The following is a 14214-nucleotide window of genomic DNA, read 5'->3' as shown; positions in this document are numbered from 1 at the left end:
TCGTGCCGACTGACAGTCCAGCAGCAATCCGGCGGCTGGGCACAACGGGCAAGGCGCCCGTATGACCCGAAAGGATGGACGCCATCCGAAATCCAAAAACCATGGCAGGATCGCAGGACGCTGATCATCCGCTCCGATCAGCGTCCCGCAATCTTGCGCATGGTTTTTGTTTTTCGACGCATCCCTTCTTTCGAGAACCCATGAAAGAAGACCACTATGTTCAATAAGCATTCAGTCGAGATCGACTGGGGCGGACGCCCACTCAAGCTCGAAACCGGCAAGATCGCGCGCCAGGCCGACGGCGCCGTCGTCGCCACCTATGGCGAGACCGTGGTGCTCGCCACCGTCGTCGCGGCGAAGGCGCCGCGCGAAGGCGTCGACTTCCTTCCCTTGACCGTCGACTACCAGGAAAAGACCTACGCCGCGGGCCGCATTCCCGGCGGCTATTTCAAGCGCGAGGGCCGTCCGACCGAGAAGGAGACGCTGGTCTCCCGCCTGATCGACCGTCCGATCCGCCCGCTGTTCGTCGATGGCTGGCGCAACGAGACCCAGGTGATCGCCACGGTGCTGTCGCACGACATGGAAAACGACCCTGACATCGTCGCGCTGGTGGCCTCGTCGGCGGCGCTGACCTTGTCGGGCGCTCCGTTCAAAGGCCCGATCGGCGCAGCTCGCGTTGGCTTCGTCAATGACGAATATGTGCTCAACCCGACGCTCGACGAGATGGTCGACACCCAGCTCGACCTCGTCGTCGCCGGCACCGCCGACGCCGTGCTGATGGTGGAATCGGAGGCCAAGGAGCTGAACGAAGACATCATGCTCGGCGCAGTGATGTTCGGTCACCGTCACTTCCAGCCGGTCATCAACGCGATCATCGAGCTCGCCGAGAAGGCCGCGAAGGAGCCGCGCGAAGTCACCGTGATCGACAATGCCGCGCTCGAGAAGGAAATGCTCGGCCTCGTCGAGCAGGAGCTGCGCGCCGCCTACGCCATTCCGGTCAAGCAGGATCGCTACGCCGCAGTCGGCAAGGTCAAGGAAAAGGTGATCGCCCACTACTTCCCGGAGGGCCAGGAGCCGAAATACGACAAGCTCCGCATCGCCGCCGTGTTCAAGGAGCTGGAAGCCAAGATCGTTCGCTGGAACATCCTGGACACCGGCAAGCGCATCGACGGCCGCGACAGCAAGACGGTCCGCAACATCATCGCCGAAGTCGGCGTGCTGCCGCGCGCCCACGGCTCGGCGCTGTTCACCCGCGGCGAGACCCAGGCGATGGTCGTGACCACGCTCGGCACCGGCGAGGACGAGCAGTACATCGACGCGCTGTCCGGGACGTACAAGGAAACGTTCCTGCTGCACTACAACTTCCCGCCCTATTCGGTCGGCGAGACCGGCCGCCTCGGCGGCACCAAGCGCCGCGAGATCGGCCACGGCAAGCTGGCCTGGCGCGCGATCCATCCGGTGCTGCCGCCGCACCACGAGTTCCCCTACACGGTACGCGTGGTCTCGGAGATCACCGAATCCAACGGCTCCTCGTCGATGGCGTCGGTCTGCGGCGCCTCGCTGGCGCTGATGGATGCCGGCGTGCCGTTGAAGCGGCCGACCGCGGGCATCGCGATGGGCCTGATCCTCGAAGACAAGCGCTTCGCGGTTCTCTCCGACATCCTCGGTGACGAGGACCATCTCGGCGACATGGACTTCAAGGTGGCCGGCACGGAAGCGGGCATCACCTCGCTCCAGATGGACATCAAGATCGAGGGCATCACCGAAGAGATCATGCGCGTCGCCCTTGGCCAAGCCAAGGAAGGCCGCATCCACATCCTCGGCGAGATGGCCAAGGCGTTGACCAACGCCCGCGCCGAGCTCGGCGAATATGCGCCGCGCATCGAGACCTTCAAGATCCCGACCGACAAGATCCGCGAAGTGATCGGCACCGGCGGCAAGGTGATCCGCGAGATCGTCGAGAAGACCGGCGCCAAGGTCAACATCGAGGACGACGGCACCGTGAAGGTCGCCTCCAGCGACGGCGAAGCCATGAAGGCCGCGATCAAGTGGATCAAGTCGATCGCCTCCGAGCCGGAAGTCGGCCAGATCTATGACGGCACCGTCGTCAAGGTCATGGAGTTCGGCGCCTTCGTGAACTTCTTCGGCTCCAAGGACGGCCTCGTCCACATCAGCCAGCTCGCTTCCAGCCGCGTGCAGAAGACCTCCGACGTCGTCAAGGAAGGCGACAAGGTCAAGGTCAAGCTGCTCGGCTTCGACGACCGCGGCAAGACCCGCCTGTCGATGAAGGTGGTCGACCAGACCACCGGCGAGGACCTCGAGGCCAAGGAGAAGGCCGCCGAGGGCGAGAAGGCCCCGCGCGAAGCGGCGGGCGAATAAGCTCTCGCACCACAGCCAGAAACACGAAGGGCGGCCGAGAGGCCGCCCTTTTCATTTGTCGGCCGTGAAGATTCCTGTTTTCAGGTCGGATTGAGCAGCGGCCGGACGAAGAGTGCGGCAAGCACGGCGTGGTTGGCATCGCCGTGCTTGAACCGGAGGTCGTTGCGTTCCATGCGATGCTCGGCCTTTGAGATGGCCGACGGCAGACTCGATGGCGGATCTGTGGCGCATGGTGGCCGCCAGGGGATTGCCAGGACAGCGCTTTCACATGAGTGCGAACTGGCCGGCCGGCGGCCGAGGGCGCCGGATGGAGCACGCAATGATCATGTCGTCTGGCTCGACAGGAAGGCCACGAAGGCATGCGCGAGCGACGTCCCGGGAACCTCCGCCTGTAGTCCTACCTGCAGACTCTTGTAGAATTCGGCATCTTCGAGCTCGATGCTGACGAGCGAGCCGAACGCGACATCCTCGGAGACGGAATAGGCGAGGACGATCGAAATGCCGAGGTTGGCCTTCACGGCCTCCTTGACGGCAGCGGTGCTACCGAGCTGCATCCCCTTCATCAGCCGGTCCGCGTCCTTTCCGAGGAAGTCGCGAATGATCCGACCTGTGCCGGTACCGGTCTCTCCGCCCAACATTGGAAAGTCCAGCAGTCTCTGCCGTGGCACCCGACGTTCGCTCGCGAGCGGATGATCGGGACTGACGATAACGACGAGCTTCTCGCGCCGCCAGGCATGCCAACGCACGTTGCCGTGCGGCTCCGACCATTCAGTCAACGCCACGTCTGCCTCGCCGCTCAGCAGCGAATCGATGGTCTCTCGGTTGGTGCCGATCTTCAATGCAATCTTGGCGTCGTCGGCGTATACAGTGTTGAATCCGGTCAGCAGGCGCGGGGCCAGATACACGCCGATGTTGCTGCTCGCGGCCACGGTGAACCGCCGTTGCCGCAGGCGATCGCGTGCGCGGCCTGCCGAAGCGACGAGTGCCCGCGCATGCGGCAGGAACATCTCGCCGTCGCGGGTCAGGATCGAGCGCGATTTGTTGCGTGCGATCAGCTGCACGCCAAGGAATTCTTCAAGCTTGCGGACCTGCAACGAGATCGTCGGCTGCGAATAGTCGAGCCGTTCTGCCGCGGTCTGGAAGCTACCCTCGTCGACGACCGCAAGGAATGATTGGACCTGGGAAAGGTTTAGCATGGCTCCGCCATCGCAAACTCTCGCGTCGCCGGACGATTGATGGCGCCGCGCGGCGTTCTGCCGTCGGCGAGCTCAATGATGTTGAGCGCGGCCTCCAACTCGATGGCGCGACGGACATCGGCTACCGCCGAACCAAGATGCGGCGTGAACAAGGTGAGGTCCCTCAGGCTTAGCAGCGCGGGATCGATCTCGCGCGGCCGGTCCGGGATTGCCCAGTCCTCAAGCTCGAATGCGTCCGCCGCGTAGCCTCCGAGCGTGCCTGCCTTCAGCGCCTCTGCGACGTCCCGCTCGCAGACGAGAGACCCGCGCGCAATATTCACCAGACAAGCGCCGCGTTTGAAGGTGGCGAGACGGGACGTGTCGATCAGATGATGCGTGGCCGGCGTTAGAGGCAATGCAAGCATCACGATGTCGGAGCGACTGACCATGGCGTCGAGCGGAGCAAAAGTGCAGCCTAGCCTTCGTTCCTCCGTCACCGTCAGAGGCGTCGCGTCAGTGTAGAGAATCGTTGCATCAAAACCTGACAAGCGCTGCGCTATTGCGCGGCCGACCAAGCCCATGCCTGCGATTCCGATCGTCGCGCCGGTGAGCGTGCCGCCGTACAAGATCGGCCGCCAGCCGGAGAAATGTCCGGTTCGGATCAGCCGGTCACCCGCGGCGACTTTGCGAACGAGACCGATGGCGAGGCCGACGGCAAGCTCCGCGCTCGGCGCGGTCAGGTGATTGGGGACGATCGCCAGCCAGACGCCGCAGCGCGTGCAGGCCTCGACATCGAAATTATCGAATCCCTTCAGTGCGCCGGCCACGATCCTCAGATTCGGCGCGGCATCGAGCAATTCGGCATCGATCGTGTCGGTCATGAAGGCCAGCATGGCGTCCGCCGATCGCAGCCGGGCGCTGATCTCCTGACGCGTCCATGGCTCAGGCCGGTCGTTACAGATCAGATCGAATCTCGACGCCAGCAGATTGCGGGTGTCGTCGTGAACCATTCCGGTGATCAGGACGGTGCGGATCGGAGGAGGCGTGTGCATGGCGAATCTTGCTCACGGTTTGAGACCAAGGATACATTATAAAAAATTATCTAATGCACAATGGATAGATCATATTTCGCGCGTTGTTGCACATCGCATGTTGCACGTTGCCGCCGATCCTTACCAGAAATTGCGGAAACTCGGTACTATCTGCCAGCCTCCGCCGTCAAGGCCTAATATTGTTATTTCAAATGTCATTCTGATGTCATCGACTTTGCTAATTAATTCCCTGCGCCACTCGCGGATGAGAGGGGCTGCCCAACAAGAGGACCTGTTCGATGATCACGCGACGTTATTTCGGAGGGCTCGCTGCCGCAGGCGTCGGCGCAGCCGCTTTCGGGCTTTCACAGCCGGGACGAGCCCAAGAGAGGCGCGGTGGCAAGATTCATCTGCGCTGCGCCATCGCGCCATTGCGGCCGACACCCGCCATCACGGTCAAGGAGTTTGAGCCCGTCTTCGCCCATGTGGCGAACGAGATCGGCGCCACCTATTCACTGGTTTCACCCGAGAGCTGGGCGGCAATCTCCGTCGCGATGTCGAACGGCCATATCGATCTCGGCTGGCTGGGCCCCTGGGGCTACGTTCTCGCTCATCACCGCGCCGGCGTCGAAGTCGTCGCAACCGCCAAGTACCGCGGTAAGCCGATCTATCACGCGATCGTCGAAGGTCGTCCCGGCCTGCCGATCAAACGCTTCCCGCAGGATGCCAAGGGCCTGAAGCTCTCGTTGAGCGACCAGGGCAACACGTCGGGTTGGCTCATCCCGTATGCGCATCTCTTGAAAGAGGGCGTGGACCCACGCAGCTTCTTCCAACTGCGCGAAGGCGCGACGTTCGGCAACAACGTGATGATGATCCAGCAAGGTCTGGTCGATCTCGGCTCCAACATGGACCGCGGCCGCTACGGCATGATCGAGGCCGGCGAGATGGATCCGAACAAGGTGCAGGTTTATTGGACGTCGGATCCTCTGCCGAACGACGCCATCTGCGTGCCGAAGGGCTTCGATCCGGCCCTCAAGGCCCGCATTCGCGACATCATGGTCGGGCTAAGCGAGGACAAGGCGCAATCGTTGATGGGCAGTGGATACAACGGCTTCGTTGCCGCAACCCATGCCGACTACAAGATCATTGAGGATGCTGGCCAGATCACCGGCAAGCTCAAGGTCTGATCCATGCGCGGGGCACGCCTTCGCGTGCCCCGCCTTCGTCCACAACAATCGGAGTAAAGCCGTGAGGATGACCTCCTACACGGCGGGCCGGCGCTATATCGAGCCGCACCCGTCGCCGTTTGACGTATCGCGCTTGGCGCGCGCCGCGGGTTTCACGTTGCTCCTGGTCTTTCTGGCGGCGACGTTCATGTCGGTCGACATCGATGTCACGAGGCTGATCACCGGCCTGCCGAAGGTTGCCGGCTGGTTCGGCCAGATGTTTCCCCCCGATTTCAGCGAGATCGACCGCATTCTGCGTGATGCATTCCAGACGCTTGCGATGGCGACCGTCGGAACGGTCCTGGCCCTGGTTGTGGCCGGCGCGCTCGCGCCGCTCGCAGCCCGCAACACGACGCCGCATCCTGTCGTCTACCGCGCGGTCCGCGCCGTGTTTTCGCTGCTCCGTGGTACCGAAATCCTGGTATTCGCCTTGATCTTTGTCGCTGCCGTCGGTTTCGGCCCGTTCACCGGCGTCCTCGCCATCGCCTTCAACATGACGGGCGCGCTAGGCAAGCTGCTGACCGAAGTCATCGAGCCCGCTGATCCCGGACCGATCGAGGCCATCAAGCTCACGGGCGCTGGACCGGTCAAGACGTTCCGATATGCGCTCCTTCCCGACGTGTTCCCGAACATCGTCGCGGTGATCCTCTATATCTGGGAATTCAACGTCCGCGCCTCGACGGTGCTCGGCATCGTCGGCGCCGGCGGTATCGGCCAGACCCTGAAGGACTCGATCGATCTCCTCGATTTCCCGAAGTTGCTCACGGTGCTCGGTGTGATCCTGATCATGGTCGTTGCCATCGACACCCTGAGTGGCTGGCTGCGCCGCATGGTGCTCAGTCCCGAGAGTGCCCGCGCCCGGCCGCTGCCGGTCGCCCGTCGCATCGAACAGGCCTGAGGAGGCTGCATCATGAATACCCTGGTGAAGATCGACGCTTCGGCGAGACCGGTCGCGACCGCACCGGTACGTCCGGCGATCCGCGTCGACAGCGTATGTAAGCGTTTCGGCGAGCGCCAGATCTTGGATCAGGTGAGCTTCGACGTCGGCGAGGGAGAATTCGTGGTGCTGCTTGGTCCGAGCGGTTGCGGCAAGTCGACCCTGTTCCGCTGCCTGACGCGACTGATCGAACCCGATTCGGGGCACGTTCTCATCGACGGTGTCGACGTCACGACGTTGACGCGCCGGCAGCTTATTCAGTTCCGCCGCCAGATCGGCTTCGTGTTTCAGCAATTCAACCTGGTGAAGCGGCTGAAGGCGATCGACAATGTGCTGGCCGCACGGCTCGCTTCCACACCTTTGTGGCGGGCTCTGCTCCGCCACTTCAGCGCTGAGGATCGCCAGCTTGCGCTCGCCTGTCTCGACAGTGTCGGGCTGCTCGACCAGGCCTACCAGCGTGCCGAACGTCTGTCGGGAGGCCAGCAGCAACGGGTGGCGTTCGCGCGCGCGCTTGCCCAGCAAGGCGACGTCATCCTCGCCGATGAGCCGATCTCCAGTCTCGATCCGGAATCGGCCGAGAACGTGCTGCAGATCATGCAGCACAGTGCCATGGAGCATGGAATCACGGTGCTGTGCAGCCTTCACCAGGTCGACCTGGCAGTGCGCTACGCCAACCGCATCATTGCCCTCAAGGCGGGGCGGGTTTTCTTCGATGGCCCGCCTTCCGAATTCGGACGTGACGTCCGTGATCGGCTCTACGCATTTTGATTCCGACTGCGGATACCTGGGCATGACCGAGCCAACCGTGATGCTGCGCATCGACGATCACGTGGTCGACGTCTCCGTTGGAACGAGCTTGCTTGAGGCGGCGCGGTGCTGCGGCATCATCATTCCGGCCGTCTGTGCGTGTGACCACGAAGGCTATGAGGCCGAGGCGTCCTGTCGCTTCTGCCTGGTCGAAATCGAAGGCGAGAACAAGCTCGCGCCCGCCTGCCGCCGCGAGGTCGCCGAGGGTCTCGTCGTGCGTACGTCGAGCGAACGCATACTGCAGGCGCGCAGGGTGGTCGCGGAGCTGACACTGTCTGAACAGGGGGCGGGTGCGTTGCGGCCCGGCTCTCGTCTCGCCGAGGCGCTCGCCCAGATTGGTGTCGGCGCGACGCGCTTTGGCCATCGGCCGGCGATCGAGCCGGCAGTGCCACCGCATCCGGCGATCGTCGTCGACTTCGACGCATGCATCCGCTGCGGCCTGTGCCGCACAGCATGTCAGGATGTTCAGATGAACGGCGTCATCGGGATGAGCGGCCGGGGTAACGACGCCCGTATCGTTTTCGATGCCGACGTGCCTCTGGGCGCCAGTTCCTGCGTGGCTTGCGGAGAGTGCGCCCAGGTCTGTCCGACCGGTGCGCTGGCGACGGTCTCGTCCGAGCCGGCCGTCGCGAGATCGGTGCCGGCGACAACGGCGGACACGATCTGTCCCTTCTGCAGCGTCGGCTGTCGCGTGGAGTTGACGGTCTCATGTGGCCGCGTCGTGCAGGCGGTTGGCGCCGATGGTCCGGCCAACCATGGGCGGCTATGCGTCAAGGGTCGCTTCGGGTTCGACTTCCTGCACCATCCCGATCGTCTCAAAGTGCCGCTGATCCGGCGTGACGACGCACCCAAGCGAGCGATGCCGGTGCCTGGCCCCGCCGCGGTGAGCGAATTCTTCCGCCCTGCTTCATGGGACGAGGCGCTCGATCGCGCCGCAGCGGGGCTCAGAGCCGTCGCCGAACGGTACGGCGCCGATGCACTCGCCGTGCTTGGCTCTGCCAAGACCTCCAACGAGGACGCCTATATTCTACAAAAGATGGCGCGCTCGGTGCTCGGCACGCCGCATATCGATCATTGCACGCGCCTGTGCGCGTCCGTGCCGCCGCTCGGCGAGGCGATCGGCTATTCGGCGGTGACGGTGCCGATCGATGAGATCGAACACGCCGATGTCGCGCTGATGGTCGGGTCAAATCCGGAGGTCAACCATCCGGTCGCGGCGACCATCATGAAGAATGCCGTGCATCGCGGCACCAAGTTGATCCTCGTCGATCCGTATCACCAGCCGTTCGCGCGCCACGCCACTCATTTCCTCGCCCTCCGACCGGGCTCGGACGTCGCGCTCCTATCTGCAATGCTCCACGTGGTGATTGCAGAAGGGCTCTACGACCGCGATTTCGTCCGCGACCGAATCGATGGCTTCGACGACCTGGCTGCGCGCGTGCGCGGGATGACACCGAGCCTCGCCGAGCGGCTCACCGGCGTCGATGCCCACCGGATCGCCGCGGCGGCACGTCTGTTTGCGACGGCCGACCGCGCGATGTGCTTCTGGGGCATGGGCGCGTCGCAGCATGTGCACGGTGCGGACAACATCCGCTGCGTTATCGCGCTGGCGCTGATCTGCGGCCATGTCGGCAAGCCCGGCTCCGGCTTGCACCCGCTGCGGGGCCAGAACAACGTTCAGGGGTCTTGCGACGCAGGCCTGATTCCGTCGTCATTTCCCGGCTATGCATCGGTCGGCGATCCACAGGCCCGGATGAGGCTGTCGACATTGTGGGGCGCCGATCTGCCGGCCTCGCCGGGACTCACGCAGGTCGAGATTCTGGAGGCGGCGCATGCCGGCAGGATCCGCGGGCTCTATGTGGCCGGAGGCAATCCGGCCATGGCCAATCCCGATCTGACACGGACGCGAGAGGCGCTGGCGCGGCTCGACCATCTCGTCGTCCAGGACATTTTCCCAACCGAGACGGCGGCGTTCGCAGACGTGATCTTGCCGGCCACGGCGCTCGCCGAGCGGAGCGGCTCGGTCACCAACACCGACAGGGTCGTACAACTGCTTGCCCCCGCGGTTCCAGCGCCCGGAGATGCACGTCCGGATTGGTGGATCACCTCCACGCTGGCGAAGCGCCTCGGCGCGCCATGGCGCCACGATGGTCTCTCCGAGCTGTTCGACGAAATGGCGGCCGTGGTGCCGATGCTGGCGGGCACCAGCTGGTCCATGCTGGAAAGTGAGAAGGCAATCGCGCTGCCGCTTGGGCACGCTCCAAGCCTGTTCGCCGAACGCTTTCCGACGCCAAGTGGGCGCGGCCGTCTCGCCGCGCTCCATGGGCGAGGCCCTGCTGAAGAGCCCGATGCGGACTATCCTCTGGTCCTGGTAACCGGCCGGCTCCTCGAACACTGGCATACGGGCTCGATGACGCGTCGCGCGCCGGTGCTGGAAGCCCTCGCGCCGGAGCCGGTCGTCAACGTCGCGCCTGACGTGTTCGATTCTCTTCGGCTCGAACATGCCGCACGTGTCCGCGTCGTAACCCGACGGGGCGGCGTCAGTGTCGCGCCGCGCCTCGATACTGGTTTGCAGGCGGGCGTGATCTGGATGCCATTCGCCTATTTCGAGGCCGCGGCCAACGACTTGACGAATTCAGCACTCGACGCGACCACGCGGGTCCCGGAGTACAAGTATTGCGCGGCGCGGATCATCACCGAGCCAGAAGTCTAACAGGGCCTGTATCTGATCGTTGCAGAAGTACGCGCAAATCCTTTTGTCGCCTCGTTCCTTCAGCGCGCTGCTTTTCACTCTCCCCAGAGGGAAGAGGTCGAGCTGCGAAGCAAATCGGGTGAGGGGTTTGCTCCCACGAGAGAGTAGACCCCCCCCCACCCGGCGTTGCGCGCCGACCTCTCCCTATGGGAGAGGTGAACCTGACCTCACGCCACGATGTCGTATCGGTCGAGGTTCATCACCTTGGTCCATGCCTTGGCGAAGTCCTTGACGAACTTCTCCTTGGAGTCCGAGGTGGCATAGACCTCGGCGAAGGCGCGGAGCTGCGAGTGTGCGCCGAAGATGAGATCGACACGCGTGCCGGTCCACTTCACCGCGTTGGTCTTGCGGTCGCGCCCCTCATAGGAGCCGTCGGCCGACGGCGTCCACTGCGTGCTCATGTCGAGCAGGTTGACGAAGTAGTCGTTGCTCAGCGCACCCACCTTCGAAGTGAAGATGCCGTGCTTCGAACCGTTCGCATTTGCACCGAGCACCCGCAGGCCGCCGACCAGCACCGTCATCTCCGGACCGGTCAGCCTCAGCAGCTGCGCGCGATCGACCAGCGCCTCTTCAGGATGCATGAACTGATGCCGCTTGCCGATGTAGTTGCGGAAACCGTCGGCCCGCGGCTCCAGCGGCGCGAAGGACGCAGCATCCGTCTGCTCCTGCGACGCATCCATGCGGCCCGGCGTGAAGGCGACCTTGACGTCGACGCCGGCATCCTTGGCGGCCTTCTCGACCGCGGCAGTGCCGCCGAGCACGATCAGGTCCGCAAGCGAGACCTTCTTCGCGCCGGACGAGGCGTTGAAGTCCTTCTGGATCGCTTCGAGCTTGCCGAGCACCTTGGCGAGCTGAGCCGGCTCGTTCACCTCCCAGTCCTTCTGCGGGGCAAGGCGGATGCGCGCGCCGTTGGCGCCGCCGCGCTTGTCGGAGCCGCGGAACGTCGAGGCCGACGCCCAGGCGGTCGAGACCAGCTCGGACACCGAGAGGCCGGAGCCCAGGATCTTGGACTTCAGGGCGGCGATGTCCTGATCGCTGACCAGCTCGTGATTGACGGCTGGAATGGGATCCTGCCAGATCAGCGTCTCCTTCGGCACCAGCGGGCCGAGATAGCGCTGGATCGGGCCCATATCGCGATGGGTGAGCTTGAACCAGGCGCGGGCGAAGGCGTCAGCGAACTGATCCGGATTCTCCAGGAAGCGACGCGAGATCTTCTCATACGCGGGATCGAAGCGCAGCGAGAGGTCTGTCGTCAGCATCGTCGGCCGATGCTTCTTCGACTTGTCGAAAGCATCGGGGATGATCGCCTCGGCGTTCTTGGCCGTCCACTGCTGCGCACCAGCCGGGCTCTTCGTCAGTTCCCATTCGAAATTGAACAGGTTCTCGAAGAAGTTGTTGCTCCACTTGGTCGGCGTCTTCGTCCACGTCACCTCGAGGCCGCTGGTGATGGAATCGGCACCCAGGCCCGACCCATACTTGCTCTTCCAGCCGAGCCCCTGATCTTCCAGCGCGCCCGCTTCCGGCTCCGGGCCGACCAGCGATGCATCGCCGGCGCCGTGGGTCTTGCCGAAGCTGTGGCCGCCGGCGATCAGCGCCACGGTCTCTTCGTCGTTCATCGCCATGCGGGCGAACGTCTCGCGGATGTCCTTGGCCGCAGCGACCGGATCCGGCTTGCCGTTCGGCCCCTCCGGATTGACGTAGATGAGGCCCATCTGCACCGCGCCGAGCGGCTCGGCGAGCTGACGCTCACCGCTGTAGCGCTCATCGCCGAGCCAGGTGCCTTCCGGACCCCAATAGAGCTCTTCCGGCTCCCAGACGTCGACGCGACCGCCGGCGAAGCCGAAGGTCTTGAAGCCCATCGATTCCAGCGCGACGTTGCCGGCGAGCACCATCAGATCGGCCCAGGAAATCTTGCGGCCGTATTTCTGCTTGATCGGCCAGAGCAGACGGCGCGCCTTGTCGAGATTGGCGTTGTCGGGCCAGCTGTTGAGCGGCGCGAAGCGCTGCTGACCAGCGCCGGCGCCACCGCGGCCGTCGGTGATGCGGTAGGTGCCCGCGCTGTGCCAGGCCATGCGGATCATGAGACCGCCATAGTGTCCGAAGTCGGCGGGCCACCATTCCTGCGAGTCCGTCATCAGAGCGGTCAGGTCCTTGATGACCGCATTCAGGTCGAGCGACTTGAACTCCTTGGCGTAATCGAAGTCCTTGTCCATCGGATCGGACTTGTCCGAGTTCTTGTGCAGGACCTCGACGTTGAGCTGCGTTGGCCACCAGTCGCGGTTTGTACGCGTGGGTTTTCCGCCCGAAAACGGGCACTTCGAAGTGTCGTCCATGAATACCTCCTCTGGCGGCGTCGAACTCGCGCCCTTGACCAGGTAGAACCACTCTAAGCGCCACGTCCCATCAGGGGAAGTTGACTTTAGTGATCGCTGCGATAGGATTTTCTTATGATAAATCTGACGATGCGCCAGCTCCGGTATTTCGATGCGCTGGCGCGTCATGGCCATTTCGGCCGCGCGGCCGAATCCTGTTCCATCTCGCAACCGGCCCTGTCGATGCAAATCAAGGAGCTGGAGGAGACGCTCGGCGGGCTGTTGCTGGAGCGCAGCGCGCGGCAGGTCGCGCTGACCCGGTTCGGCGAGGAACTCGCCCAGCGCGTCCGTGACATCCTGCGCTCGGTCGACGAACTCGGTGATTTCGCCCGGGCCTCGCAGGACCGCTTCGCCGGCCGCCTGCGCATCGGCATGATCCCGACGATCGCGCCTTACCTGCTGCCCAAGATCACCAAGAATCTCACGCGCATGCATCCGGAGCTCGATATCCGCGTGCGCGAGACCATGACTCCCCGGCTGATCCAGGAACTGGTGGAAGGCCGCCTCGACACCGCCATCGTGGCGCTGCCGGTGTCGGAGCCCTCGCTCACTGAGGTTGCTCTGTTCGAGGAGAAGTTCTTGCTGGTCCGGCCGGGCTCCGACGAGGGCACACCGGTGCCGTCGCGCGAGATGATGCGCGAGATGCGGCTTCTGCTGCTCGAGGAGGGGCACTGCTTCCGCGACCAGGCGCTCTCCTTCTGCAACATGCAGTCGGCGCCGCCGCGCGAGATGCTGGACGCCAACTCGCTCTCGACGCTGGTCCAGATGGTCAGCGCCGGCATCGGCGTGACGCTGATCCCGGAGATGGCGGTGCCGGTGGAGACGCGATCGGCCTCGGTCTCGCTGGCGCGCTTCCGCGACCCCGAGCCGTCGCGCACCATCGGCATGGTGTGGCGCAAGACCAGCCCGCTGGCACGGCAGCTGCTGCAAATCTCCGAGGTGGTCTGCCTGTCGGCCGGCAAGGTGCGCGCGCGTCAGAGCGTGCGCAGCCAGCGGGCCTAGCTCCGATGCCGCATCCCGTCATCCGCCCTGCCCGGGCCGACGAGTATGATGAGGTCGGCCGCGTCTGGATGGAGAGCTGGGCCTCGACCGGGCTTGCCGAGACCAGCGACTTCCTCCTGGCCAACCTGCGCGCGCGCATCAGGCGCGAGATCGCGAACGGCTGGAGCCTGTTCGTCGCCGATGACAACGGCACGGTCGCTGCGATGCTGGCGCTGCATGTGCCAAAGCTCTATCTCGACATGCTGTTCGTCGCGCCCGCCTATCAGGGGCGTTCGCTCGGGCGGCAATTGCTCGCCTTCACGCGCACGCAAATGCCCGACGAGATGTATCTGCGCTGTGTGCGCGAGAACGAAAAGACCTGGCGCTGGTACGAGCGCGAGGGCTTTGTGTTCGAGAAGGAAGAGATCGAGCCGTCGAACGGGTTCATGATGAAATATTACCGGTGGAAGAGGCAGTAGCCCGGATAGACGCTGTTTCCACGCTGCAGCTTGCGGTTGTCACCGTACCGACCTAGTGTGACGGCATCCGATGTC

Annotated in this window: 10 protein-coding genes; 7 read left to right on the top strand and 3 right to left on the bottom strand. The window is 64.2% G+C overall.

All coding sequences use genetic code 11. The annotated features are described in order from the left end of the window. Positions 1 to 216 precede the first annotated feature (216 nt). Positions 217 to 2379 carry a polyribonucleotide nucleotidyltransferase gene (pnp, locus tag ABIA42_RS34160; protein ID WP_370143715.1) on the top strand — a complete coding sequence of 721 codons (2163 nt, stop codon included), beginning with the start codon at positions 217 to 219 and terminating at the stop codon, positions 2377 to 2379. Positions 2380 to 2702: 323 nt separating this feature from the next. Here pnp and ABIA42_RS34155 read toward each other — a convergent pair whose 3' ends face one another. Both ABIA42_RS34155 and ABIA42_RS34150 read right to left on the bottom strand, forming a co-directional pair. After that, positions 2703 to 3575, bottom strand: coding sequence for a LysR family transcriptional regulator (locus tag ABIA42_RS34155; RefSeq protein WP_370116908.1), 873 nt, complete (start codon positions 3573 to 3575; stop codon positions 2703 to 2705). After that, positions 3569 to 4606: an NAD(P)-dependent oxidoreductase gene (locus tag ABIA42_RS34150; protein WP_370116911.1), complete on the bottom strand. Its 1038-nt coding sequence runs from the start codon at positions 4604 to 4606 to the stop codon at positions 3569 to 3571. Before ABIA42_RS34150 ends, ABIA42_RS34155 begins: the two co-directional genes overlap by 7 nt. A 278-nt stretch (positions 4607 to 4884) precedes the next feature. Here ABIA42_RS34150 and ABIA42_RS34145 point away from each other — a divergent pair, with 278 nt between their 5' ends. The 4 genes from ABIA42_RS34145 to fdhF all read left to right on the top strand — a co-directional run bounded on the left by ABIA42_RS34145 (position 4885) and on the right by fdhF (position 10268). Then, positions 4885 to 5772 (top strand): phosphate/phosphite/phosphonate ABC transporter substrate-binding protein, encoded by an 888-nt coding sequence (locus ABIA42_RS34145; RefSeq protein ID WP_319333142.1) that lies wholly within the window; start codon positions 4885 to 4887, stop codon positions 5770 to 5772. Between the two features lie 67 nt (positions 5773 to 5839). After that, the gene (phnE, locus tag ABIA42_RS34140) at positions 5840 to 6709 is read left to right on the top strand and encodes a phosphonate ABC transporter, permease protein PhnE (RefSeq protein WP_370123772.1); all 870 of its coding nucleotides are present in this window, start codon (positions 5840 to 5842) and stop codon (positions 6707 to 6709) included. A 12-nt stretch (positions 6710 to 6721) separates the two neighbouring features. After that, positions 6722 to 7516, top strand: coding sequence for a phosphonate ABC transporter ATP-binding protein (phnC, locus tag ABIA42_RS34135; RefSeq protein ID WP_370116914.1), 795 nt, complete (start codon positions 6722 to 6724; stop codon positions 7514 to 7516). Between the two features lie 22 nt (positions 7517 to 7538). Further along, positions 7539 to 10268 carry a formate dehydrogenase subunit alpha gene (gene fdhF, locus ABIA42_RS34130; RefSeq protein ID WP_370116917.1) on the top strand — a complete coding sequence of 910 codons (2730 nt, stop codon included), beginning with the start codon at positions 7539 to 7541 and terminating at the stop codon, positions 10266 to 10268. 206 nt (positions 10269 to 10474) lie between these two features. On the opposite strand, the gene katG is transcribed toward fdhF, so the two are convergent. Next, entirely contained in the window at positions 10475 to 12640 is a 2166-nt protein-coding gene (gene katG / locus ABIA42_RS34125) for a catalase/peroxidase HPI (RefSeq protein WP_370116920.1), read from the bottom strand. Between the two features lie 114 nt (positions 12641 to 12754). Here katG and ABIA42_RS34120 point away from each other — a divergent pair, with 114 nt between their 5' ends. Together ABIA42_RS34120 and ABIA42_RS34115 are read left to right on the top strand one after the other, a co-directional pair. Next, positions 12755 to 13681: a LysR substrate-binding domain-containing protein gene (locus tag ABIA42_RS34120; RefSeq protein WP_370116923.1), complete on the top strand. Its 927-nt coding sequence runs from the start codon at positions 12755 to 12757 to the stop codon at positions 13679 to 13681. A gap of 5 nt (positions 13682 to 13686) precedes the next feature. Continuing rightward, on the top strand, positions 13687 to 14139 hold the full coding sequence (locus ABIA42_RS34115) for a GNAT family N-acetyltransferase (protein WP_370116926.1): 453 nt from the start codon (positions 13687 to 13689) through the stop codon (positions 14137 to 14139). The last annotated feature ends 75 nt before the right edge of the window (positions 14140 to 14214 follow it).

Source organism: Bradyrhizobium sp. USDA 327 (genome assembly GCF_041262065.1).
In the GTDB taxonomy this organism is placed as follows: Bacteria; Pseudomonadota; Alphaproteobacteria; order Rhizobiales; family Xanthobacteraceae; genus Bradyrhizobium; species Bradyrhizobium liaoningense.
Note: the sequence above shows the minus strand (reverse complement) of the source record. Positions and strands in the feature narration are given on the sequence as shown.